Raw genomic sequence first — 25,177 nt, forward strand, 5'->3', positions numbered from 1 at the left:
CCTCTTTTTTGCGGAGACGGCCCTTTCGTTGATTATCGACAGGATCGTTGATTATTGCAATTACGCAGCGAGGGATTATCGCCTATAATAGATGTAATCGAAAAGACGAACCTCAGCGTAATGAAAAGGAGCACTCGGCATGACGGACAATAGGGTTATTTTGTTTCAAGGCGACTCCATCACGGACGGAGCAAGAGGAAGAAATGACGACCCGAACCATATCCTGGGTCACAGCTATGCCTATATCATTGGATCGAAGCTTGGGTACGTTTGGGCCGAACAAAAGCCCGTCTTTATTAACCGCGGCATAAGCGGCGACCGGGCTTCGGATTTGTATGCCCGCTGGAACGAAGATGCGATTAGCTTGAATCCGAATGTCATTAGCATTCTCATTGGCGTAAACGATGCTTGGCGGATTATGCGCGGAGAGCCGAGCGGAGTTACGGATCGGTTTGAACGCGCTTACCGCCATATTTTGGAGGAAACCAAGCAGGTGCTTCCGGAAGCGCAGCTTGTGCTATGCGAGCCTTTTATTCTAAATACGGGTGCGCCTTCGCAAGATTGGCCGGCTTGGTCCGAGCGGCTTACGGCCTATCGCCAAACGGTCCGTGAGCTGTCGGAGCAGTTCGGTGCCGTCTTCGTGCCGCTGCAAGCCGCGTTCGATGAAGCCTGCAGCCGTGCGGATGCCGCTTATTGGCTGTGGGATGGCGTCCATCCTACCGCAGCCGGGCATGAGTTAATCGCGAAGCAGTGGCTTCAAGCGGTATTGGGGAATGATTACGCCGATATTGGTTAATGAATGGAATTAAAGCGAGAAAACCGGCAGCGTTTGATAGCCGGTTTTCTCCGTTTACACCACGAGAAGAAGGTTATGCCTCATGCAGAAAATAACCAAGCTGTTTCGTAATTTAAGCGTGACGTGGAAATTTGTCGCGACTTTTCTTTGTATTTTGGCCGTGTCGTTATCCGCAAGCGGTATTTATTTATATCTTCAGCTGTCGGGCTCGGCCATCTCGCAAGCGCAAATCGTCATGGAGCAAAATTTGCTGCAAACGCGAAACAGCGTCATGAACAAAATGAATATGATTCAAAATATATCGAAGCTGCTGACCTCGGATATCCGTCTTCAAACCTTTTTGGGAAGCGATTTCAATAACAATTCGTTTGCTTATGATGACTATACGTCCAACATCAGCCCTTACGTGGAAAACGTGCTGCGGCAAAATCCGAATGTGCATTCGCTGAGGGTCTATATGACGAATACTTCGATTCCGGAGGTATACGACAGCTTTTATCAGATCAGCCGGATCAAGGACCAGCAGTGGGTAAGCGAGGTAACTAAAAACGATGCCAACATATCAGGCTGGCGCGGGCTTCACGCCGAAAAATTTCTACTCAACATTCCGAAGCGGGGCGAACCGGAGAACGTCTTTTCCTTTTATCAAAAAATTAACTCGATCCGTTATTTCGATACCGTCGGCTTGCTTGAGATTGAAATTTCGGAAAGCGATTTATTCGATATTCTGAATACCGAGAGCACGGGGCAGATCGGGGATATTTTTATGATCGACCGGGAAAGCAATGTCGTTTCCAGCAATAAGAGCGCGCTGTTTAAGCAGAAAATTACGGACGCAGGCCTGGCGAGCATTCCGCTCGAAACGGCGTTTAACCAGGTGCTTAAGGTGAATGGCCGCAAATCGGTTGTCATTTCGGTCCCCCTTCATGATCTTGGGCTGCGGTTAATCGGCATTTTTCCCGTTAGCGGTCTGAATGAAAAGGTAAAAGAGACCGCGTTTTCGATTACGGGCATTTTGCTTATTGCGCTCGTTGTGCTCGGTTTTATCGTGTATGTGATCACAAATGCTTTGCTGTCACGGCTAAAAATGATTGTGCTTGCGATGAAACGGGTAAAAGAAGGCTCGCTCACCGTATCGGTGCCCGTCCAATCGAATGATGAGTTCTCGCAGATCGCAATCAGCTTTAACCATATGACCGAAAGAATCCATGAGCTGGTCGAAACGGTGTACAAAAGCCAGCTGATGGAGCGGGAGGCCGAGCTGAAGGCGCTGGAATCGCAGGTCAATCCGCATTTCCTCTATAACACGCTCGCTACGATATCTTGGGTGGCGCGTAAAGCCAAATCGACGGAAATCGTTCATCTCTCGGGTGCATTGGCGCAGTTTTACCGTTTGGTGTTGAACAAGGGCAGGCGCGAGATTCTGATCAAAGATGAGCTGGAGATGGTCAAAGCGTATCTTGCGATCCAGAAATTCAGATTCGAAGAAATGTTTGACGTCGTTTACGATATCGACGAACGCGTATATGAATACTGCGTGGTCAAAAATATCCTCCAGCCGATCGTCGAAAACGCGCTGAACCACGGGATCGAGCCGAAGAGGGATCGCGGCACGCTGCAGATTAAGGCATCGCTTGAAGCGAATGACATGCTCTGCTTCAAGGTGATCGATGACGGGGTCGGGATGTCGAAGGAGCGGCTGGCGGCGCTGCTTATCGGCAACATTGAACGTACGAGCGGGAGCGGCTATGCGGTGAAAAACATAACAGAACGGCTAAATTCCTATTACGGCGACAAGCATGCCTTCCACATTCACAGCGCACCGGGCATCGGAACGTCGGTTATGATTACTTTTGCCAAGGAGAGAGCGTGACCTATGTATAAGCTGCTTATTGTTGAGGATGAACGTTGGGAGCGGGAGGGGCTGGTCGATTTTCTCGACTGGGCATCCCTAGGAATCGAAATTGCGGGAACGGCGCGCGACGGCATTGAAGGCCTCGAGCAAACGCTTGAGCTTGATCCGGACATCGTCATTACAGACATTCGGATGCCCGGCATGGACGGACTGGAGATGTCCCGCCGGATTAAGGAGCTTAAGCCGCATGTACGGATTATGATTTTGACGGGCTATGGCGATTTCGAATATGCGCGGAAGGCCATAGACCTGCGCGCGAGCCATTATATTCTTAAGCCGATTAGCGAGGAAAAGCTGCTGGAGGCGCTGCGCAAGGTCAAGGATGAATGCGAAGAGGACATTCAATCCAAGGAAGAGCGCGAGAAGCTGCGGGCCGAGGTACAGGAGCATCGCCAGCTGATGAAGGAAAAATGGCTGGATGATTTGTTGTTCGGCACGCTTGATCCTAAGTATATTAGGGAGCTTATCCAAGCGGAGGGCTTCGGATCGGAGCAGGGCAGATTTGTGGCGTTCGCTGTTGCTGATCAAAGGCAGGGCCGTTTCGCCGAACGGCTGAAGAGCTTTTTCCCTGGCCCCAGCCTTGTCTCTTACTCGGATAAACGAGGCGGACAATGGATCATCGTCATTCCGGAGCCGGAGGAGCAGTCCGAGGAATACGCTGCCCAGCTTGGCGCGCGGATTTCGGGACAAGGCGGCTTGCTGTGGCCTGCTGATTTCAAGGTGGGAGCAGGCGGGCCGGTTGGTAGTCTGCTGCGAATCGCCGAGTCCGTCAAGCAGGCTGAGAACATGCTCGCGTATGCATCATTTTGGGACGAGAACGGCGTGATCAGCCTGGAGCAGACAGAACGGGAGCGGTCGGGGTTTCTGAACGAGGTAGCGGATTTTTTGCACAAGGGCAGCCAGCAGGTAAAAGCGATCGTGCACAGCGTTCATGCGCTGGATGAAGCACAGGCGCTTGCGAGCGCGGAGGAGATGTTCCGTGATGTGATGCTCCGCAAAGGGGCTGACGGCGATTATATCCGGCACTATGTCAGCGGTCTGCTGTTCGAGCTGTCTGTTGTCGCGGGATCGCGCCAAACCGAAGAAAACGGAGGAGCTGATCCCGGCGAGCAGCTGTACATGCTGCCGACGCTGGCCGCTATCAAAGCGTACAGCCTTCAATTTATCAAGGATACGATTAGGGCTCTTCGCGAGAAGCGTGACGGCAAGGAGGAGTATGTCGTCCGCCAGGTGAACAAGCTGATCGAACAGAAGTTTATGTCGCCGGATATAAGCTTGAAATCGATTGCGGAGGAAGTATTTCTGTCTCCTAACTATTTAGGCTCCCTCTATAAGAAGACGACCGGGCGCTCCTTTCATGACCAGCTCGCACAGATTAGGATGGACAAAGCCAAGGAGCTGCTGGCTTCCCCGCAATATAAGGTGGCGAGGGTGGCCAAGGAAGTCGGCATACCGAGCACCTCTTATTTCTGTACTGTTTTTAAGAACGCCTTCGGGATCTCGCCGGGCGAATACCAGGAAATGCTGCATCGAAAATAACGATAACGGAACGGTCGGACGGCTGCCTTGTCACTGAGGCAGCCGTCTTTATTTACAAGAAGAGAATGAAAGCGTTTAAATAATGCGTTGATATTTGAAACAAACCACATTTTTTGATATATCTCGCCCCATTCCCATCTTCTACAATAGGATTAGGGAAAACATCAAGAGAAGGGGTGAACAGATGGAAGACTTGAGCGTGGCCGCAAGGCCTAGTGTTGGCAGTGGAATCAAACGCGGCAGCTTCGGCAAGCGCTTATGGGCACAGCGCTATCTAATGATACTAACGCTGCCGGCTGTCATTTGGCTGATTATATTCCATTATGTGCCGATGTACGGCATTATTATTGCATTCGAGGAGTACAACCCGGTACAGGGCTTTACGTTCAGCCCTTGGGTGGGGCTGGCTAATTTCAAAGAGCTGTTTATCGATCCAAGCTTCCTGGATTCGGTTGTGAATACGTTTAAAATCAGCTTTCTGAAGCTGCTGTTCGGCTTTCCGGCACCGATCCTGCTAGCGATTATGCTCAATGAGCTAAGAGCGCAGCGCCTTAAGAAGGTTGTTCAATCGCTGTCGTACCTGCCTTATTTTATTTCATGGGTATTTGTCGTCGGCTTCATGTACACGCTGCTTGATCCAAGAACGGGCGCGCTAAGCGGGCTTCTGCAGTGGCTTGGACTCATCACGCAGGACCAGCTGCTGATGGGCGATCCAAAAACCTTTACCACGCTCGTTGTCATCTCGGAAGTGTGGAAAAACATCGGCTGGAACTCCATCATATTTTTGGCGGCGATTGCAAGCATTGACCCGCAGCTTTACGAGGCTGCGACGGTGGATGGGGCGGGACGCTTTCGGAAAATATGGCATGTCACCCTGCCGGCCATTAAGCCGACGGTGGTCATTCTGCTTATCCTCAACGTAGGCGGCTTGGTCAATGCCAACTTTGATCAGCTGTTCCTGATGAAAAACTCGATGACGCAGGATCAGGCTAACGTGCTTTCTATTTATTCCTACGAGATGGGGCTAGTGCTAGGCCGGTTCTCTTACGGTACGGCAGTCGGGCTGTTCCAGTCCGTCGTTGCATTCGTGCTTATGCTGGGCGCGAACTACTCATCACGCAAAATGACAAACGAAAGTCTTTTCTAAGCGCAAAGAGCTGCGATCATCACGATAAATACGCATGAGGAGGGTTAGATATGAATGCTGTACACCGGACAACGGGGGAGAAGCTGTTTGACGCGGCGAATGTCCTGCTGCTTCTGCTGCTTGCCTTCGTGACCTTGTATCCGTTCTATAACATATTGATTACGTCATTTAACGATCCCGCCGATGCGGCGCGGGGCGGCATCACTTTTTGGCCGCGGGTCCTTTCCTTCGAAAATTATAAAATGGTGCTGCAGGACGAGAGCCTGATCAACGCTTTTGTGGTAACCGTGCTCCGTACGGTTGTCGGTACGGCAACGGCAGTGCTGTTCACGGCAGCCTTCTCGTATGGGGTATCCAAGCCAGAGCTGCTTGGACGCAAGCTGTTTCTTATTTTGGCCATCATCACGATGTATTTCAGCGGCGGGCTTATCCCGCAATATCTGCTGATTGCGCAGTACCTGCATTTGAAGGGCAGCTTTATGGCCTACATTTTGCCGAACTTATTCAGCGTATTCAATGCATTGATTATGATTACCTTCTTCCGCGGCATTCCGAAGGAAATGGAGGAGTCGGCTAAGGTGGACGGCGCCCATGAGCTCATGATTTTCTGGCGGCTCGTGCTGCCGGTTTCGAAGCCCGTGCTTGCTACGATTGCGCTCTACAATGCGGTATTCCACTGGAACTCATGGTTTGACGCGATGCTCTACGGCGGCGAGAGCCTGCGGACGCTTCAGCAGATCCTGATGCAAATCATCAGCTCGAACAGCAACGTAAGCTTGATGGCGAGCAACCTGGGGATGAAGGCGGTAACCGCGGAATCCGTCAAGCTGGCGACGATGGTGATAACGACGCTGCCTATCGTGTTCTCTTACCCGTTCCTGCAGAAGTATTTCGTTAAAGGCATTATGATCGGCTCGGTTAAAGGCTAAATCACGGCTTCCGCGGGCAAACTGCCCGATATATAGAAGCAAATAGAAGCAAATAGAAGCAGTTCAAAAAGGGAGGATTCATTCATCATGTACAAAATAAAACGGAAGTCGCTTACGGCCGCATTGGCATTCATTCTCGTGATTGCCTTAGCCATTACGGGCTGCAGCAGCGGTAATAATAACGGGCAGGCGGCAAATGCGGGCGACGCCAAAACAGAGACAAACAATGAGGGCAACGCCGCGCAGACATCCGGCGATCCGAATGAGCCGGCATGGAAGCAGGACACCTCGCCGTTTACGTTCCGCCAATATTTTTACGGGACATGGGCATCTAACTATTTGTGGAAAGACCAATTCAATATGAAGCAGATTACGGAGAAAACAGGCGTAACCATTGACCGCTTCCTCGCTACCGGCAATGATAACGACTTCTTAAATACGTTGATCGCTTCCAATGATTTGCCTGATACGCTCATGCTGGACTGGAACCATCCGCAGGTGACGAAGCTGATCAACAACGGCATGCTTTATTCCCTGGATGAGCTGATCGACCAATATGCGCCGAAGCTTTGGGATTCGATCGATCCGGAAATTATTAAGTACCATTCCGTTAACGGAAAACTGTGGTATTTACCGAACAACTACGAGACGGAAGAGCGCCTAACGAACGGCGTGCCGATTACGGGCATCCGCCCTTGGTTCGTACGCAAGGATATATATAAAGCGCTGGGCGAACCGAAAATCGAGACGGAGCAGCAGCTGTTCGAGTTCTTGGAGCAGGCCAAAGCCAAATATCCAGAGCTTAGCCCCGTGGGCATGGAATCCTTCGATGTATCGATGTGGGGCTTCCAAGGCAGCTTGTCGATGGATTATTTGATTGATTCGTTCTCCCCGATGAATATGGAAAACCGGATTAAGGATGACACGCAGCGCGTGCTGTATCCGATGCGCGATACTAAATATATCGAGGCATTCCGTTACGTGAACAAGCTGGCCAAAAACGGTTTGTTCGATCCGCAGCAGCTGATCGCGAAGCAGGAGCAGTATGACGAGAAAATTTATGGCGCCAACTTTATCGTAACCTCTGCTTTTATGAACGGCATGTACACGCAGTACAACCCGAAAATCAAAAGCACGTTAGGCGAGGATAAAACGTATGTCGTTCTCGACGGCTTGAAGGTCGGCGGACAAGAGCCGCGTTATCCGGCGAGCCGCTTGATGGGCTGGCAGGGCTTCTTCATTACGAAAAAAGCGAAAAATCCGGAGCGCATTATTAAATTCCTGGAATATGCATGGTCCGATGAGGGACAGCTGGACTTCCGTTACGGCAAAGAAGGCGAAACCTACGATATGGTTGACGGCCTGCCGAAAGCAAAGGATGATGTGAAGGCGCTTGAGCTGAGCGACAACAATGCATGGTACAGCCAATACGGCTTTACGGCTTCAACGCTGATGTGGCGCTCCGGCAAGCTGTGGGATGCTGCAGAAAAACGTGATTTCGACGAGAAGCAGCCCGAGCAGGCGGCAGCGAAGGATCTTTTGAAGAAGTACAATTTCGACAGCTTCTCGCTTGGCCTGGAAAATATCGAACCGGAGGGTTCCACGCCGGAGGGCGTCATTAACGCCAAAATCAAAAACCTGTGGAACAAAACGATCCCGACGCTCGTGCTTGCGGGATCCGATAAGGAATTCGACGATATCTATAACGATTTCGTGAAGGATATGGAAAAGGTAGGCGCCGATAAAGTAGAGAAGGTTATGTATGAGCGCCATTTGGCCGATCTAGAGAAAAAAGGAATTAAATAATAGCGGAGCGGACAGGGAAGCTTGTCCGCTTTTCTTTTTGAGGCCGCGGATCGGCGTACGCCAGGAACATAGAAAGGGAGGAGCAGGTACAATGAAAGGAAACGACAAGCAGGAGCATGCATGGAAATTGTGGTACGGGCAGCCGGCGCGGAAGTGGGAGGAAGCGCTGCCGATCGGGAACGGACGGCTTGGCGGCATGGTATTCGGGGACAACCGCCGCGAGCGGATTCAATTAAACGAGGATACGCTGTGGGCGGGTTTTCCGCGGGATACGAACAATTACGAGGCGCTCCGCTATTTGAAGGCGGCGCGGGCATCCGTAGCGGACGGCCGCTATGCCGAGGCAGAGAAGCTTATCAATCAAAAAATGCTTGGCGTCAATACGGAGCCCTATCAGCCGCTCGGCAATCTTTGGATCGAGCATGCGGGGGCTGCAGGGATAGAGACCGGCAGTTACAGACGCGAGCTTGATTTGGCGACAGGCATCGCGGCCACTGAATATGGCTTTGGCGAAGCGAGCGTGAAGCGCGAAGCCTTCGTCAGCGCAGTCGATGATGTTATGGTGGTTACCTATGAAGCGAGCGGTGCGGATCTGGAGCTGCTTGTTTCTGTCGATTCCCTGCTGCCGCATCACGTGGAGACAAGAGAGGATGGGCTTGTGCTTGCAGGACAATGCCCGGCCCATGTGGCGGACAATTATCATGGGGATCACCCGCAGCCGATTTTGTTCGAGGAGGGGAGAGGCATATCCTTTGGGCTTCAGCTGCAAGTGATGCAGGAAGGCGGAACGGTCAGCGCTGCGGAGGGCGGCAGGCTGCAGCTTACAGGAGCGCGGAGGGTAACGCTGCTGCTCGCGGCTGCGACCGATTTTGTCCGTTACGATACGCCGCCCGCCGGGGCTGCGCTCGCAAGCGCGCGATGCGCGGAGCGTACGGTTGCAGCCGAAGCGCTTGGCGGCAAAGCGCTGCGCGAGCGGCATATGGCGGAGCATGCCCGGCTGTTCGGGCGGGTGGATCTGCATTTGGGCATATCACCCGAAGCGAAGCTGCCAACGGATCAGCGGCTCATTGCTTATCGGAGCGGGGGAGAGGACCCGCAGCTCGAAGCGTTATATATGCAGTACGGGCGATATCTGCTGATGGCCAGCTCGAGGCCCGGCACCCAGCCGGCCAATCTGCAGGGGATATGGAACCATCAGCTGCAGCCGCCATGGAACAGCAATTACACGACGAATATTAATGCTCAGATGAATTATTGGCATGCAGAGGTTTGCGCGCTGAGCGAGTGCCATCTGCCGTTATTCGATATGCTTGGCGAGCTGGCGGAAGCGGGTCAGCGAACGGCGAAAATCCATTACGGGGCGCGAGGCTGGACCGCTCATCACAATGTGGATTTGTGGCGGTCAACCTCGCCGAGCGGCGGGGACGCCAGCTGGGCATTTTGGCCGCTGGGCGGAGCATGGCTGACCCGGCACTTGTGGGAGCATTACCAATTCGGCCGGGATACCGCATTTCTTAGGGAAACGGCCTACCCGCTGCTCAAGGGCAGCGCCTTGTTTTTTCTTGATTTTCTTGTGCCGGGACCGGAAGGTTATTTGGTCACGAATCCGTCGACGTCACCCGAAAATAAATTTGTTGCAGCGGACGGCGAAAGTGCCAGCGTATCCTTAGCCAGCACGATGGATATTAGCATTATTCGGGAATTGTTCTCGCATTGCATTGAAGCCTGCATGCTCTTGAATATAGATCCTCTCTTCAAGGAGGAGCTGGAAGCAGCCCTGTCGAAGCTCCCTCCGCTGCGAATCGGACGCCATGGCCAGCTGCAGGAATGGTTTTATGATTTCGAGGAAAGCGAGCCGGGCCACCGCCATATCTCCCATTTGTACGGCCTGCATCCGGGGGAGCAAATCTCGGATGAGACGCCGGAGCTGCTGGCGGCGGCAAGAACGACCCTGGAGCGCAGGCTGAACCATGGCGGCGGGCATACCGGCTGGAGCTGCGCATGGCTGATCAACCAATTCGCGCGCCTGCGGGACGGCGAAGGAGCGCATCGCTTCATTCGCACGCTGCTGTCCCGTTCGACGCATCCTAATTTATTCGATGACCATCCGCCGTTCCAGATCGACGGAAACTTCGGCGGGGCGGCCGGCATTGCCGAAATGCTGCTGCAAAGCCATAACGGCAGGATTATGCTGCTGCCCGCGCTGCCCAAGGCATGGCCGGAAGGCAGCGTCTCAGGCCTAAGGGCAAGGGGCGGCTATATGGTAGATATCGCATGGGAAGGGGGCAAATGGCTTGAGGCTTCCATAACGGCAACGGCAGACGGAATTTGCATGATTTCACACTCTGGCGCATTCGACGTATGGAACGATTCGGGAGTAGCATTAGCCTGCGAAGAGAATGCCTTCCCTGTATCGGCGGGGCATACGTATCGCCTCCAAAGCAGGGCTGGAGACTGAAGGAGCTTGTTGGCAAGGCATGCGATAAGAGATAAGATGGTTGATATAAGGTTGGAAGGCGGTAACCCCATCCTTACTAAGGCAAATCAAAGAGGAGCCAAGGACGACCATGACGCAAACGATCCATGACAAATTAAAACAGATGGAGCTGGAGGAGCAGGAGCTTCGGTTCTCATCCTTTACGAATGACACAGCGCTTGCACTCGGACTCGCGATTGTAGAGGAAGCAAGACAGTCAGGAAAACGGATAACGGTCGACGTTACCCGGGCCGGTCAGCGGTTGTTTCTCCATGCGATGGAGGGAACATCGGTGGAGAACGAGAACTGGATCAGGCGCAAAAACAATGCAGCGAATCATTTTGGCACCAGCTCATGGCATACGGCCTGCCGGCTTCAAAGCGAAGGAGTCACTATGGAAGAGAAGTATGGACTGCCGCTCGCGGATTATGTGGGAGCCGGTGGAGCATTTCCGCTGATCGTGGCCGGCGAGGGACAGATTGGAACAGTCACCGTGTCTGGATTGCCGGATCAAGAGGATCATGATTTGCTTGTCACCGTGCTGCGCCGCTTTTTGTCCGGGCAGCCCCGCTAAAAAGCTTGGAAGGCGGGAGTCGCAGTGAACGCTGATCGGAAAACATTTTGGAAAACATATTTGAGCGGTTTGCAATTGCATGTGGCCGTCGCAAATTATACGAAGGTGCCCATTTCGTGGAGGGACGATGATTATACTCCCGATGTAAACAAGCTTTATTACATCCAAGAGGGCGAAGGGTACGTTCAGATAGGGAAGCGGAAATATTATCCAAAGGCCGGCGACCTCTGCTTGCTGCCTGCGGATGTCAAGCAGTCCTACGGCACGCTGAGCGAGGATACGTTCGGCAAATACTGGTGCCATTTTACGGCGAAGCTGGATAATTTCAATTTGTTTCAGATGCTGGAAATGCCCGTCATCTTAACCGTGAACGATCATAACGGGCTGAAGGAGAAATTCGAACGCCTCGTGGCGCATCATAAGAGCGAGGAATGGACAGCCGAGCTGCATGTGCAGGCAGCTTTTCTTGAGATTCTGGCTATGCTGCTGGAGCAGGCCGGCCACGTTGCGATAAACACGCCCACCACAAGCTCCTTCGAGAAAATGAATGTGGTGCTGAGCTATATCGAGGAGCATTTATCGGAAAATATGTCAGTCGATACGCTTGCGCAGCTTGTCCATTTTCACCCTAATTATTTCATCCGTATGTTTAAAAGCACGACGGGGCTTTCGCCCATTCAATACGTGAACCGCAAGCGGATGGACAAAGCGAGGCAGCTGCTGACCTTTACTTCGCAGAGCATCTCGGCAGTCGCTGAATCGCTCGGCATGGATGCCACCTATTTCTCGCGGGTGTTTAAGGAGTACACGGCGTTGTCGCCAAGCGAATATCGGGAGCTTTCCATAAAAGCATAGGAAAAACAAAGAACCGCGGCAGCTTCGCCGGCGGTTCTTTGTTTATTCCGCATTAAGGATAGAAAGGGGTGGCCGGCGTAGTAGTCGTACACCAGCGGGCGTTGAACAGCGATTTGATTAAAATGTTTGTTGCATCATCCGTGCCGATGTAGCGGAGCGCTTCGAGCGCATGTGCACGGACGTAGCGGTTCTCATCGTCCAGGGCAGCCTCCAAAGCGGGAACGGCGGAAGCCGCCGCCGGGCCGAGCCGGGATAACGAGAGCCCGGCGGTAAACCGAACCTGGACATCCTCATCGGATAGGCAGGCGATGAGACCATCGACCGAAGCGGGTGAAGCTGACCCGATGATGCCGAGCGCCTCGGCAACAGCGCTGCGAATGGCTGCGGAAGGGTGAGATAAAAGGCCGCTAAGCGCATCAAGCGCCGAAGCCGCAAGGTGACGAAGCTCACCGAGTGCAAACACCGCATGGAATACGGTCTCCTCGCGATCATCCGCCAGTGCTGATGTCAGCTCTTCGACAGCGTCGATGCCGGCAACGGAAAGCCCGTATGCGGCTGTGCGCGAAATCGATACGTCTTCATTGCGAAGGCCTGCAATGAGGACCGAGATGCCTTTTTTACCGTATCGGGCAAGCTCATAGGCTGCGTTCAGCGCGGTCGGTTCAAACGAATGCGCCAAATTCTCTGCAAGCTCGTTTAATTTCGCGCTATTCTCCTCCCTTGATTCAGCCAGGCTGCCCACGCTCCCGGATAACCAATTCCAGGTTTCTTCCCATAAGGTTTCGTGGAAGGCGATAGGCAGCGAAAGGCCGGAAGGCTCCTGCCATTCGGCTACCTGATTATCCCATGAGGGTTTGACAGGAGCCTCGGTCCGCATAAATTCGAATTTAAGCATATAGCGCGACTGGCCTAATACATTCGGCGTGGAACGATGCCATATATCGTAATGGATAAGGGCGAACGTCCCGGCTTCGCCGCTGGCATAGGCTTCACCTGCCGCCTCGTCGGAGACAAAGGTGCGTGATTCGTAATTTTGCGTGCCGGGCATAACGCCTGTCGGTCCAAGCTCAATCGGCGTGTTTTGCGGAAAATACATGATCATCGCCCACCATGGATGGTGGTTGCGCATACGGGAGTAACCCCAGTAGCTGTCTTTGTGCCAGCCGCCAGCCGCGGGCTCTGCATTATAATGGCCGTGCCGGTGCGCATGCAGCATATAGTTGGGTCCGAGCACGCTCGTCAACGCGCCTTGGATGACGGGACTGTCGAATACCTGTTGGATTTCCCGGATTCGCGGCAGTAAATTATTGCCGGGGTTTCCTTCCTCGTCATAGACCTTCTTTAGCTCGGCGGTCATCGACTGATGGAAGGATTCCGGGAAATCGGTTTTTAAAATCAGGAAGCCTTCCGTAATGAACTTCCGCATTTGTTCGTCTGTCAGCAGTAGAGGGGATTGATTCATAGGGTGATGTCCTCCTAAGATTTGTTGGAATACACCGATTATATGAGAAATCAGCCCGGTGCTACATACACGAAACTAAGCGAAGCTTGCATAAAACTAACTTCCTGTTCGGCAGCAAAAAAAGCCGCTTATTTCAGCAGCTTTTTGATCATGCCCAGCTTTCCGGAGTAGGGCGGGAATACGAGGCCCAGCTCGAATGCGGTGCTAAGCAAGCGGCCACAGTCTGACAAATGAGCTTGGGAACGGGTATAATGGGAATAGCTTTTCTCTAAGGGGGCTTTTGTAATGGAATGGAATTATTACAATACGTTTATTACGGTATCAGCGGATTGTCCGGTAGAGTTCGGAACGGTGCCGCCGGACAAGAAGGGCGGACGGACAAAGCCGAGCCTTGAATATGAGCTGGCCGCGGGGGAGCCTTACCGCTATACGCAGGAAGAGCTGATGCTCGAAGTACATTTGCGCCACAAGGAGATCGCGCCTGAGATCGTTGCCGAACGGGGAGCGGAAATTCGCGAAGCGTTTTTCTCGAAGCCAATGGCATGCATGCGGGCATCGATGCTTCCGAAAAAATACGGCTGGGGCATTCATTTTAATGAGGCGGGAAAGCTTGCGCTGGTAGCGATGGAGTCTGCTGAATACCATCAATTCGCTCGGGGCACGGAGGAAGGCTTGAAGATACTTGCTGGGATGCGCAGCAGCAAAAAGCAAGGGCAGTAGAACCAGTCTGCGAAGGCAGCGATGTATGAGAGATGACTTAGATAACCATGAGGGGGCTTGGCCTATCATGAAACAAAATAAATATGATGAACCCGGCTTTTTCGCGAATTACAGCCGGATGTCCCGTTCGATCGGCGGTCTCGATGCTGCCGGGGAATGGCATGCTTTCCGCGCGATGCTCCCGGAGCTGCGCGATAAAAAGGTGCTGGACCTAGGCTGCGGCTTCGGCTGGCATTGCCGATATGCGCGCGAGCGCGAAGCCCGCTCGGTGGTTGGGACGGATATCTCGGAGAATATGCTGGAGCGCGCAAGAGCGCTGACGAACGATTCCGAGATCGAGTACCGCCGCTGCGCCATTGAAGATTTCGACTGCAGCGAGGGTGAATTCGACGTGGCGATCAGCTCGCTTGCCTTTCATTACGTCGAGAGCTTCGCCGATGTTTGCCAGAACGTTTACCGGGCTCTTGCCGCGGGAGGCTCCTTTGTGTTCTCGGTTGAGCATCCGATTTTTACGGCGAAGGCGGAGCAGGACTGGCATTACGGCGCTGACGGAGAGAAATTGCATTGGCCTGTCGACGGATACTATATGGAAGGCGCGAGAGAAGCGAACTTCCTCGATCATACCGTCGTTAAATATCATCGCACCGTGTCCAGTTACGTTAATGCGCTCCTTGAATCGGGCTTCCGTATCACGCAGCTTTCCGAGCCGCAGCCGACGCAGGAGATGCTGGACCAAATACCCGAAATGCAAGACGAGCTCCGCCGCCCCATTTTTCTAATGATCGCAGCGGTTAAAAACTAGAATATGGCGTGAAAAGGATATAGAAGCGGGGTCACGGGCCCCGCTTCTTTTCGTTGATAAGCTTTGTGCAATATTCTGTGCAAACGTTGTCATTTTCTTCAATCGGGATGCATATACATGTCGAAAGATGGAAAATACACGAAAAACAATTGACAGCGCTTTAACGGGAGTATTAATATGAGATTGAGCAAACGCTTTCATTCCTGTTTCAGTAGAAACTCTGCTGATTAATGGGGATTGGAATTAAAGTTTGCATTTGTTTTGCTTTTTATGCAAACGATTGCACAATAACTGCCGCACAGTTTGGAGAAGCCGGGAGGTGTTGAAACAACGGGAGAGATGCAAGGAGAAAGTGTTTTTTTTCGAAAGGATTTAAACGAGCTTTAACGATAAATTGGGGAGGTTCACACGAATGGGCTTTGCTCTAAAGCGCAAGAAAATGCTGGCTATCCTGTTAATTGCGGCTATGATTTGGTCGATCGCCGGTACAATACCGATGCAGGTCAGCGCTGCGGCACCGAATCAGGTTGTGCTTGTCGGCAACCTGCAGTCCGAGCTGGGTCATACCAAGGATTGGGACCCGGCAGCGGCAGCTACGAAAATGACCGCTAACGGCAATGGCGATTACATCCTTACGGCCATGCTTCCGGCAGGCGCATATGAATATAAGGTTGCTTTAAACGGCGGCTGGGACGAAAGCTATGGCTTTAGCAGCTATACGAATCCAAGCGGTGCGGAAAACGGAGGCAATATCAAGCTGAGCCTCGCTGAAGCAGCGGAGGTTACTTTTTACTATAATCACGATACGCATAAGATCGCAGACTCCACCTACTACACGCCGCTGGCAGGCGATAAGCTCCCGCGAATCGTTGGCAGCCTGCAGACGGTAATCGGCGATCCGGGCAACTGGGCTCCGCAAACGGCGCTCGCTGTGCTGGGCGATTCTGATTTTGACGGCGTCTACACGGTCACGAAGGATGTGCCCAAAGGCAATTATGAGTTCAAAATCGTACTCGGAACGACATGGGAGGATGAGGCCTACCCGCAAGAAAATCAAGTGCTCAGTCTTCCTGCGGATCTGCCGGTAACCTTTAAATATGATGCCAACACGCATGCGGTAGCGGCAGATTTCAAGGCGCCGGTTGAACCGGATCCAGACCCGGACCCGGTTGATCCGAATATCGATCCGGTTCCGGCAAAGCATCTTCGCGTGCACTACAGCCGGACCGATGCCCTTTACGGGAATCAAGGCGTATGGGCGTGGGATAACGTCGCTGCTCCATCAACGGGATGGCCGCTTGGCGCGACCGCCTTTCCGGAAGATAAACGCGACAGCTACGGAGCTTATGTTGATATTCCGCTTGCGGATAACGCCAAAAAAGTAGGCTTCCTTATTGTGAACCGCACAGACGGCGCTAAGGACGGCGGAGATAAAGCGGTAGCGATCAGCACTCCGGAAGTGAATGAGGTTTGGATAGAGCAAGGCTCCGATAAGGTATCTTACTTCGAACCGGTGGAGCTTCCGGCTAACACCGTTCGCATTCACTATGTCAGGGACGATAACAAGCAGAGCGATTTCGGCCTATGGCTTTGGGATCAAGTTGCGGCGCCATCTACAGGGTGGCCGGCGGGAGCATCCGCATTTACAGCGGAACATGTTGACCGTTATGGCAGTTATGTGGATGTACCGCTTCTAGAAAATGCCCAGAAAATGAGCTTTCTGGTCGTCAACCGCACGTCAGGCAATAAAGACGGAGAGAACCGAACCTTCAGTCTCCTGGATCGCTATAACCAGCTTTGGATTAAAGAGAACGATAACAACGTGTATGTATCCCCTTATTACGAATTGCCTACAGGACTTGTGTCCGCCGAAATTTTGTCTGAGAGCAGGCTCCTTCTCGGGTTCACCATGACCGACGGAGTCGCAGCGGATGAATTAAAGACGGCGATCACGATTACGGATAAGGACGGAGCAGCCGTTGCCGTCAATCAAGTCACGCTAAACGCGGATAAGAAAACAGCGATTCTCTCGGCGAATATTGAGCTGGACAAAGCTCCGCTTAATGTGACCTACCAAGGGAAAACGATAACGGCCGCTTCCGGCTGGAGAATGCTGGATGAGCTGTACGACTATCAGGGCAATGATCTTGGCGCGAGCTATGACTCTGGCACCGGCAGCGTTACATTGAAGCTTTGGGCGCCAAAAGCAAGCACTGTCGCTGCCAATGTCTACGCTAAGGATGATGCAGCGCAGCTTGTCGGCAGCGTGGATTTGACGAAGGGCGACAAAGGCGTGTGGACGGCAGCCATAGAGCCGGCCGATTTGGACGGTCAAGGCATTACCGATCTAAAGGGTTATTTTTATCAATATGAAGTAACGAATGACGGCGTAACCCAAAACGTACTCGACCCGTACGCGAAATCGATGGCCGAGTTTAGGGTCAATACGAAGGGGGAGACCGGGCCTGACGGCGATGCGGTTGGGAAAGCGGCGATCGTTGATCTGGGCGAGACCGATCCTTCGCCAGACTATGATTTTGCTCAAATCGACGGCTATGAGAAAAGAGAGGATGCGATTATTTGGGAGGCGCATATTCGGGATTTCACTTCCGATCCTTCCGTTGCCGGCGATCTTACGGCGCGTTGGGGCTCCTACAGCGCATTCAAGGATAAACTCGCCTATATCAAATCGCTTGGCGTTACCCATATTCAATTGCTTCCGGTGATGGCTTGGTATTATGGCGATGAAGCGAACATGGGCGTAAGGGAGAATGAGTATTCGGCGCTCGATAATGAATATAACTGGGGGTATGACCCGCACAGCTATTTCTCGCCGGACGGCGCATATTCGGAAAATGCCAAGGACCCTGAGCTTCGAGTGAAGGAATTAAAAGGACTCATCGATGCGATTCATGAGGAAGGCATGGGAGTCGTGCTCGATGTCGTTTACACCCATATGGCCAAAGCAAGCTTCCTGAACGACATTGTGCCGAACTACTATGCGTTCCAGGATGCAAACGGCAATAACATCGGAGGCTTCGGAAACAACCTGGCGACCTCTCACAAAATGGCGGAGAAGCTGATGGTTGATTCCGTTAAATATTGGTTCGATGAATATAAAATCGACGGTATGCGCTGGGATATGATGGGCGATGCCACATATGATTCCGTTCAGCATGCCTATGATGCGGCTGCGAGCATTAATCCGAATGCCTTGTTCATCGGGGAAGGCTGGAAAACGTTCGGAGGCGCCGTGTCCGATCCTGCTTTAAAGGATAAGGGCGCGGACCAAGCTTGGATGGACAAAACGGACAGCGTCGGCGTCTTCTCGGATGAAATCCGCAATGAATTGAAATCCGGCTTCGGCTCCGAGGGCGAGCCGAGATTCATCACAGGCGGAGAGAGAAGCATCGCTACGATTCTTAATAACATTAAGGGTCAACCGGGCAACACGCCTGCGGACGACCCGGGGGACATGGTGCAGTATATCGAAGCCCATGACAACCTGCCGCTTTACGATGTCATCGCGCAGTCGATCAAGAAGGATCCTGCCGTAGCGGCTAATGATCTGGAAATCCATCAGCGGGTACGGCTGGGCAATTTGCTTATCCTGACGTCGCAGGGAACGGCTTTCCTGCATGCAGGGCAAGAATACGGACGGACGAAGCAATGGCTCGGTGACGGCATACCGGAGCAGAAATACCATGAGCTTGCGGATGCATCAGGCACAACGTTCGGTTATTTCATCCATGACTCCTATGACTCCTCCGATGCCATTAACAAGTTTGATTGGCAGAAGGCGACGGATGCCGGGCAATATCCGGTCAATTATGTAACGAAGCAGTATACTTCAGGGCTGATCGAGCTGAGAAAGCATACGGACGCGTTCCGTCTGGGCGACAAGGATTTGGTGAATTCCAACGTGACGCTCATTAACGCCGAGGAAATGAAAGCAACGGATCTTGTCATCGGCTATAAAAACAAAGCAACCGACGGCACGGGAAATTATTACGTATTTATGAATGCGGATGATACAGAAAGAACGCTTACGCTTTCGGAGGATTTGACCGGAGGCACGGTCGTTGTAGATAGCGACGAGGCAGGTATTCAGGCTGTTGCTGACCCAACGGGCTTCGAGCTGACAGCGGGCTCGATTAAGCTTGCTCCTTTGACAGCCGTCATTATTAAGCTGGACGCGGCAGCGCCTGAGCTTACGGGGCTTGAGCTGGACAGCGCGAGCTACTCGCTGCAAGTTGGAACGACGCATCAAACGGCTGTTTTTGCGAAATACAGCGACGGCAGCAAGAAAAAAGTAACGAATGCAGCCGTGTTCTCATCGGCGAAGCCTGAGGCGGCATCCGTTACAGCGGGCGGACTTGTGACGGCAGTCGGAGCAGGCCAAACGACCATCACAGTAACGTACAAAGGCATCACGGCAAGCGCTGCGGTTTCAGTGAAGCGTTACGTTCAGCTGAATTACATCCGGCCGGATAAAAACTACACGGATTGGAATCTGTGGATATGGAATACCGGCGTGAAAAATGACCAAATCAATTTCGATAAAGTCGAAAACGGTATTGCCACGGTCATGCTGGAAATTTCGGCGGACACGACAAGCGTAGGCTTTGTGCTTCGCAAAGGAACAGACTGGAACACCGCGAAGCAGGATATTCCGGATGATCGGGTCATTCCGATTGCGCCGGGGGCCGCTTTTACAAAGGTCAATATTACGAGTATGGTCAGCCAGCCTGATATTTTGCCGACGATTGAAGGGCCTATTCTGAAGGACGGGGGCATTACCTTCCTCTACCGGGATGACCTCTTATTCAAAAGCGGGCAATCCAGCGATTTGACCAGCGTTAAGGTAAAGGTGAACGGTACGGAGCATGACATGGCATACGATGCTTCGAAGGAATGGTTTGCGTATACGCTTGCTGATGTTGTAGGCGGTACGTACGAGTATACTTTCGTGGTGAAGAAGAAGGACGAAGCGGCAGCGGAAATCAATGATCCGAAAAATACGGTTGACGGCAAATCCGTCATTACGTATCGGAAGCCTGTCGTCACGATGACGACAACCGTCAGTCCTGCTGCGGTTTCGTACGATGAAAATGCGGTGCTTACGATCAAGGCTGACCTATCGGAAGAGGCAGCTTTTAAGGAAGGTTATATGGACCTAACGGCATTAGGCGGACCGGCTAAGGTGAATATAGATACCAAGCTTCTTGCCCAAACCATTGCGGTTAAGGATACGGTTACTGCCGGCTTAAAGGAAATACCGATCACACTGGTTGACGAGTACGGCAACAAGCATACGCATACGGCCGCGGTGACCGTGAAGGCAAGAACGTTTGCCGGAAATCTGGACTTTGATTGGGATGAGGCGCGTATCTATTTCGCGTTAACCGACCGTTTCGCGGACGGCGACAAGACAAACAATGCGGACGTGGACAAAGAGCATCTCGAGGCCTATCACGGCGGTGATTTCAGAGGAATGATCGACAAGCTGGATTATTTGCAGGAGCTTGGCATCAATACGCTGTGGATTACACCGATTGTCGATAATATCGATTTCAACAAAGGCGCGGATTTTAACGCCAAGCAATACGGCTACCACGGCTATTGGGCGAAGGATTTCACGAAGCTCGACGAGCATCTCGGCGATATGGAGACGTTCAAGGAGCTGATCAACAAAGCCCATGACAAGGGCATTAAAATCATGGTCGACGTGGTGCTGAACCATACCGGCTATGGCTTGAAAGCGGACGAAGACCGCCCGGGCATTACGCCTGAGGACAAAGCGCGCTTTGACGGCATGCTGAGAACGAACGGGGTTCAAGCCAGCACGAATCCAATCGAAGGGGAGCTGGACCATCTTCCGGACCTTAAGACCGAGGATCCTGCCGTTCGCGAAAAAATCATCGAATGGCAAGCGGGCTGGTTAGAGCGTGCGGAAACAGAGCGTGGAGATACGATTGATTTCTTCCGCGTAGACACGATCAAGCATGTGGAGAGCACGACATGGAAGGCGTTCAAAAATGCGCTGACAGCCGCGGATCCAAGCTTCAAGCTGATCGGCGAGTATTTTGGCGGTACGGTAGACGGTGACGGAGGCATGCTGCGCAGCGGCCAAATGGACAGCTTGCTCGATTTCAGCTTTAACGACAGAGCGAGAGATTTTGCGAACGGATCCATTGACGCAGTGGACGCTTACTTGGCGGACCGCGAGACCAAGCTGGATAACACGGCAACCATGGGGCAGTTCCTGAGCAGCCATGATGAGGACGGTTTCCTTTCGCATTTTGTTGACGGCGACAAAGGAAAGCTGAAGATCGCGGCAGCTCTGCAAATGACGGCAAAAGGCCAGCCTGTTATTTATTACGGGGAAGAGCTGGGCCGCTCGGGTGCCAATGCGCGCGATATGAGCGCAGGTCTGTTCAGCGAAAACCGGACGGATATGCCTTGGGAGCAGCTCGAAGCGGAGCAGGCGCTTCATGACCATTATGAGAAGCTGCTCAACATTCGGGCTAAATTCTCGAAGGTCTATGCAAAGGGGGCGCGAACGAAGCTTGCGGGCTCGGATGCGCTGGGCTACCTGGCATTTAACAAACAATTTAACGGCGTCAATGTCGTAACGGTCATTAACACGGCAGCAGACAGCAAATCGGTTGTGCTGACCTCTCCATTCGCGGCAGGTGCGGCGGTTAGGGATGAATACAGCGGAACCATGTACACAGTGGCGGCAAATGGCGAATTGACGGTTGCCGTGCCAGGCAGGAATGAAGGCGGAACGGTGATTTTGAGCGAGGTTTCATCCAGTGGCCCATCGCCTAACGCACCTCAGGAAACAGATGCTCAAGCCGTGGATGAGAGCAGTTTGAAAACGATCAAGGACGGCAAAGCCACGGTACAAATAGCCGATGGGAAAAATACCGTGCAGCTGCCGTTTAAAGCAGCAGCTATGCTGGCAGGCAATGACTTGGAGCTGAAAGCAAACGGCATTACGATTCATCTGCCGAATGAAGTGCTGGCAGCAGTGCAAGCCCTTGTTCCAGCCGCGGAAGCGGACGGAGCGCAGCTTGTATTTGAATTAAAAGCAGTGAAGACGGCGGAAGCAAATGCTTTGCTTGACCGCATAGAAGCGGATCAAACGAAGGTGAAGGTTGTATCCCAGGTGTATGAATTCCATTTAAGCGCAGTCCTGAAGGATGGAAAAACGGTTCAAGCTTCGAAGTTCGAGAAGCCGATCACGCTTACCTTCAAGGTTGATGCGGCAATGAACAAAGACATTGCTGGCGTATATTATCTAAGCGACGACGGCAAGCTTGAATTCGTCGGTGGAACGCAAAACGGCGATTGGATGACGGCAGAGGTATTCCATTTCAGTAAATACGCGGTTCTGGAATATGACAAATCATTTGCAGACGTTCAAGCGAGCTACTGGGCTTCCGCGGCAATAAAGTCGCTTGCGGCGAAGCAAATCGTTAACGGGGTTAACGAGAAAGAGTTTGCTCCGCAAGCAAACGTAACCCGTGCCGAATTCGCAGCCATGCTCATTCGCGCGCTTGGCGTTAAAGCGGAAGGATCGGCAAGCTTCTCTGATATCGAAGCAGGCAAATGGTACTCCGGTTACGCAGCCGCGGCGAGCAAGCTGGGTATCGTAAAAGGACGCAGCGGTAACCGCTTTGCTCCAAATGAAATGATTAGCCGCGAGGAGATGGCGGTTATGATTATTCGGGCCTATGAAGTGCGCAAAGGGAATAAAAGCGCATCGGAATCGGCAGAAGCAGCGTTCGCCGACCAAAGCCAGATCAGCCCGTGGGCGGCAGCATCCGTATCGGCTGCAGCAGAGCTTGGACTGGTTCAAGGCAGAGCGAACGGCGCTTTTGTGCCGAAGGGCAAAATGACGCGTGCCGAAAGCGCGCAGGTTATTTATAACTTGTTGGGTAAATAAACGAAGATGGGCTGCTCCAATGGTCAATTGACCATTGGAGACAGCCCGTTTTTTTATATTGCTTACTCCTTACCATGCCGGATTGAGAGCAGAACCCCGAACAAAATCATTGCTCCTGCTGCGCGATGGTTATATTACACCACGAAACGTTACACTGTACAAAATACATTAGAAACCTGATAAAAGTCTCGAAGTGAACAGTACATTGCAAAAAATACAATAGAATCAGTATACGGATATGAAAAAGAACCGCATATAGCTGATTCTGTTGTACAAACTACAATGTAGCTCCATAGGGAGCGATTAGAGGAGCATTACATTGTATAATCTGCAGCGTAGATAAAGGGGGAGCAACCTTTACAGCGCAATGTATAACCAAAATACGGTAACCGAATGCGATAACCGATTGAAAGCTCATATCGGGAAGACAAAGTATGCCGTGTAGGCAGCCTATTCCTTCCCGTGCCGGATAAAGAGCCATACCCCGAACAAAATCAAGGCTCCAGCCGCGAGCTGGTAGCCCGTTAAGGCTTCTTTCAAAAGCACCCACGCGAGCAGCGAGGAAATGACGGGCTCGCCGAGTACGGACATCGACACGGCGGCCGCGCTCATATGCTTCAGAAGCCAGTTAAATAGGTAATGGCCGAAAAGCGTAGGCACAATCGCGAGCAGCAGGAATAAGCCCCATTCCTTCGGGCTGTAGCCCGTGAAGGGGTTGCCGCGTACGATATTGTAGAAAGCCAGCGCCGTAGCGGCAAGCGCGAATACCCAGAAATTATAAGCAAAGGCGCTCATATCCTTCCGCAGCTGCTTGCCGATCAGCATATGCACGGCTACGGCCGCTGCTCCCAGAAAGGATAGAATATCGCCAAGCAGCGCATCGCCGGAGAGGGAGAAATCGCCCGAGCCGATGACGATCGAGCCTGCAAGAGCAAGGCCCATGCCCCACAGCATCATGCGGTTCGCCTTGATCCGGAACAAGAAGTAAGAGCCGAGCATCACCATTACTGGCTCAAGCGTTAAAATAACGGTAGAGCTTGCGACGGTCGTAAGGCGCAGGGATGCCATCCAAAGCAAGAAATGAAGGGCAAGCATGACGCCGGAAGCGGCTAACAGCCGCCATTGCCTTGCGCTGAGATGGAACATTTCAACCCGGTATTTCCATACGAGCGGGAGCATAATGAGGTTGGTTAAATACAGCCTGTACATGGCAATGACGGCCACATCGGCGTCGGACCACCGTACGAAGATGGATGAGAACGAGATGGCGATTATACCGATAACATATAGCAATTCATAGGTAGCGATTGACTTGGTGCTGCGTTCCATTGTGTTATATCTCCTATACTTATAAAACCCCCGACCCTCTCGAAGCGTCTGCTCGTCAAGGGCCAGGGGCTTGCATGATATTCTTGGTTATCCGACTTGTCCGGCGGTAGGCTTAGCGGCGGCCTTCTCCAGCTCGGCGTCAAAATATTGCTGAAGCTCCGCGACCTTCCGTACATCCTCAAACGAGGCTTTGCCGGCAAGATAACGCTCAGCGAAAACTTCCCATTTCGGCACGATTTTTTGCGAGGTCATCGTACGAATCGCATTTTTCACCATGCGGCGTTCCTTGGCATTCGTGTACATATCCTTGAACTGCTGCTTGAGGTTGAGATCCAGCTCTCCGAAGATTTTGCGGAATACTTCGGCCGTCATGCGTGCATCGTCGAGCGCGCGGTGCGCAGACCCTTCTGCCGTAATTTCAAGATCGAGCAGGGCGGCTTCGACGCTGACATCATTCGTGACATTTTTGTACCGGATGTATCCCTTCAGCAGGTCGAAATAATCTGCCGCCATCCAGAAGCTGTCATCAAGCTTATGCATCCGCGTATCGTAGACGATCCGCTTCAAGTCCTCGCCGCCCCAAGTAAACAGCAGGAAAGAGTCGCTTTTGTTCAGCCATGCGGTAAAATCGCGAATAACCTTAGGGAATCGGCTTGCCGTGTCGATGTCTTCCTGCGGAATGCCGGTTTTCTTCTTGATAAAGCTGTTTAGCTTCGCGAAATAAACGGGCTTGATTAATGCGGAAAATTCATCCGTCTGCTCTAATGAGCTATTTAAACGAACCGCGCCGATCTCAATGACCTCCATGGGCAATTCGCTTGCAAACTTACGTCCGTTAAATTCAATATCCAATATAATATAGTCCAAAATCTT

Annotated in this window: 15 protein-coding genes; 12 read left to right on the forward strand and 3 right to left on the reverse strand. The window is 52.3% G+C overall.

All coding sequences use genetic code 11. The features are described from left to right. Positions 1-139: 139 nt before the first annotated feature. The 9 genes from ACN6MW_RS16845 (at position 140) to ACN6MW_RS16885 (ending at position 12,037) form a co-directional block, all read left to right on the forward strand. The gene (locus ACN6MW_RS16845; protein WP_419871243.1) at positions 140-796 is read left to right on the forward strand and encodes an SGNH/GDSL hydrolase family protein; all 657 of its coding nucleotides are present in this window, start codon (positions 140-142) and stop codon (positions 794-796) included. An 82-nt stretch (positions 797-878) separates the two neighbouring features. Beyond that, the gene (locus ACN6MW_RS16850) at positions 879-2,669 is read left to right on the forward strand and encodes a cache domain-containing sensor histidine kinase (protein WP_419871244.1); all 1,791 of its coding nucleotides are present in this window, start codon (positions 879-881) and stop codon (positions 2,667-2,669) included. A gap of 3 nt (positions 2,670-2,672) precedes the next feature. Then, positions 2,673-4,250 (forward strand): response regulator, encoded by a 1,578-nt coding sequence (locus ACN6MW_RS16855; RefSeq protein WP_419871245.1) that lies wholly within the window; start codon positions 2,673-2,675, stop codon positions 4,248-4,250. Positions 4,251-4,434: 184 nt separating this feature from the next. Beyond that, positions 4,435-5,397, forward strand: a complete 963-nt coding sequence (locus ACN6MW_RS16860) for an ABC transporter permease (protein WP_419871246.1) — start codon at positions 4,435-4,437, stop codon at positions 5,395-5,397. A gap of 50 nt (positions 5,398-5,447) precedes the next feature. Continuing rightward, positions 5,448-6,326 carry a carbohydrate ABC transporter permease gene (locus ACN6MW_RS16865; RefSeq protein WP_419871247.1) on the forward strand — a complete coding sequence of 293 codons (879 nt, stop codon included), beginning with the start codon at positions 5,448-5,450 and terminating at the stop codon, positions 6,324-6,326. Between the two features lie 87 nt (positions 6,327-6,413). Beyond that, complete coding sequence (locus ACN6MW_RS16870; protein ID WP_419871248.1) at positions 6,414-8,132, forward strand: extracellular solute-binding protein; 1,719 nt, start codon at positions 6,414-6,416, stop codon at positions 8,130-8,132. A 91-nt stretch (positions 8,133-8,223) separates the two neighbouring features. Then, positions 8,224-10,590, forward strand: a complete 2,367-nt coding sequence (locus ACN6MW_RS16875) for a glycosyl hydrolase family 95 catalytic domain-containing protein (protein WP_419871249.1) — start codon at positions 8,224-8,226, stop codon at positions 10,588-10,590. A 109-nt stretch (positions 10,591-10,699) separates the two neighbouring features. After that, positions 10,700-11,182: a heme-degrading domain-containing protein gene (locus ACN6MW_RS16880; RefSeq protein ID WP_419871250.1), complete on the forward strand. Its 483-nt coding sequence runs from the start codon at positions 10,700-10,702 to the stop codon at positions 11,180-11,182. 24 nt (positions 11,183-11,206) lie between these two features. Continuing rightward, entirely contained in the window at positions 11,207-12,037 is an 831-nt protein-coding gene (locus ACN6MW_RS16885) for an AraC family transcriptional regulator (RefSeq protein ID WP_419871251.1), read from the forward strand. 52 nt (positions 12,038-12,089) lie between these two features. Here ACN6MW_RS16885 and ACN6MW_RS16890 read toward each other — a convergent pair whose 3' ends face one another. Then, positions 12,090-13,499 carry a HEAT repeat domain-containing protein gene (locus ACN6MW_RS16890; protein WP_419871252.1) on the reverse strand — a complete coding sequence of 470 codons (1,410 nt, stop codon included), beginning with the start codon at positions 13,497-13,499 and terminating at the stop codon, positions 12,090-12,092. A 285-nt stretch (positions 13,500-13,784) separates the two neighbouring features. Between ACN6MW_RS16890 and ACN6MW_RS16895 the strand changes: the two genes are divergently transcribed. From ACN6MW_RS16895 to ACN6MW_RS16905, 3 genes are all read left to right on the forward strand, one after another. Then, on the forward strand, positions 13,785-14,219 hold the full coding sequence (locus tag ACN6MW_RS16895) for a DUF6157 family protein (RefSeq protein WP_419871253.1): 435 nt from the start codon (positions 13,785-13,787) through the stop codon (positions 14,217-14,219). 67 nt (positions 14,220-14,286) lie between these two features. Continuing rightward, on the forward strand, positions 14,287-15,021 hold the full coding sequence (locus ACN6MW_RS16900; protein WP_419871254.1) for a class I SAM-dependent methyltransferase: 735 nt from the start codon (positions 14,287-14,289) through the stop codon (positions 15,019-15,021). A 412-nt stretch (positions 15,022-15,433) separates the two neighbouring features. Next, positions 15,434-22,975, forward strand: a complete 7,542-nt coding sequence (locus ACN6MW_RS16905; RefSeq protein WP_419871255.1) for a pullulanase — start codon at positions 15,434-15,436, stop codon at positions 22,973-22,975. A 450-nt stretch (positions 22,976-23,425) separates the two neighbouring features. Here ACN6MW_RS16905 and ACN6MW_RS16910 read toward each other — a convergent pair whose 3' ends face one another. Then, positions 23,426-24,304, reverse strand: a complete 879-nt coding sequence (locus tag ACN6MW_RS16910) for a DMT family transporter (protein WP_419871256.1) — start codon at positions 24,302-24,304, stop codon at positions 23,426-23,428. Between the two features lie 87 nt (positions 24,305-24,391). Further along, positions 24,392-25,171: an exonuclease domain-containing protein gene (locus ACN6MW_RS16915; RefSeq protein WP_419871257.1), complete on the reverse strand. Its 780-nt coding sequence runs from the start codon at positions 25,169-25,171 to the stop codon at positions 24,392-24,394. Positions 25,172-25,177: the final 6 nt, after the last annotated feature.

The organism is Pristimantibacillus sp. PTI5 (genome assembly GCF_048572955.1).
In the GTDB taxonomy this organism is placed as follows: domain Bacteria; phylum Bacillota; class Bacilli; order Paenibacillales; family Paenibacillaceae; genus Pristimantibacillus.

Excerpts from the sequence above, each read along its gene's own strand:
- ACN6MW_RS16845 (WP_419871243.1), top strand. The coding sequence starts at position 140 with ATGACGGACAATAGGGTTATTTTGTTTCAAGGCGACTCCATCACGGAC.
- ACN6MW_RS16850 (WP_419871244.1), top strand. The coding sequence starts at position 879 with ATGCAGAAAATAACCAAGCTGTTTCGTAATTTAAGCGTGACGTGGAAA.
- ACN6MW_RS16855 (WP_419871245.1), top strand. The coding sequence starts at position 2,673 with ATGTATAAGCTGCTTATTGTTGAGGATGAACGTTGGGAGCGGGAGGGG.
- ACN6MW_RS16860 (WP_419871246.1), top strand. The coding sequence starts at position 4,435 with ATGGAAGACTTGAGCGTGGCCGCAAGGCCTAGTGTTGGCAGTGGAATC.
- ACN6MW_RS16865 (WP_419871247.1), top strand. The coding sequence starts at position 5,448 with ATGAATGCTGTACACCGGACAACGGGGGAGAAGCTGTTTGACGCGGCG.
- ACN6MW_RS16870 (WP_419871248.1), top strand. The coding sequence starts at position 6,414 with ATGTACAAAATAAAACGGAAGTCGCTTACGGCCGCATTGGCATTCATT.
- ACN6MW_RS16875 (WP_419871249.1), top strand. The coding sequence starts at position 8,224 with ATGAAAGGAAACGACAAGCAGGAGCATGCATGGAAATTGTGGTACGGG.
- ACN6MW_RS16880 (WP_419871250.1), top strand. The coding sequence starts at position 10,700 with ATGACGCAAACGATCCATGACAAATTAAAACAGATGGAGCTGGAGGAG.
- ACN6MW_RS16890 (WP_419871252.1), bottom strand. The coding sequence starts at position 13,499 with ATGAATCAATCCCCTCTACTGCTGACAGACGAACAAATGCGGAAGTTC.
- ACN6MW_RS16895 (WP_419871253.1), top strand. The coding sequence starts at position 13,785 with ATGGAATGGAATTATTACAATACGTTTATTACGGTATCAGCGGATTGT.
- ACN6MW_RS16900 (WP_419871254.1), top strand. The coding sequence starts at position 14,287 with ATGAAACAAAATAAATATGATGAACCCGGCTTTTTCGCGAATTACAGC.
- ACN6MW_RS16905 (WP_419871255.1), top strand. The coding sequence starts at position 15,434 with ATGGGCTTTGCTCTAAAGCGCAAGAAAATGCTGGCTATCCTGTTAATT.
- ACN6MW_RS16910 (WP_419871256.1), bottom strand. The coding sequence starts at position 24,304 with ATGGAACGCAGCACCAAGTCAATCGCTACCTATGAATTGCTATATGTT.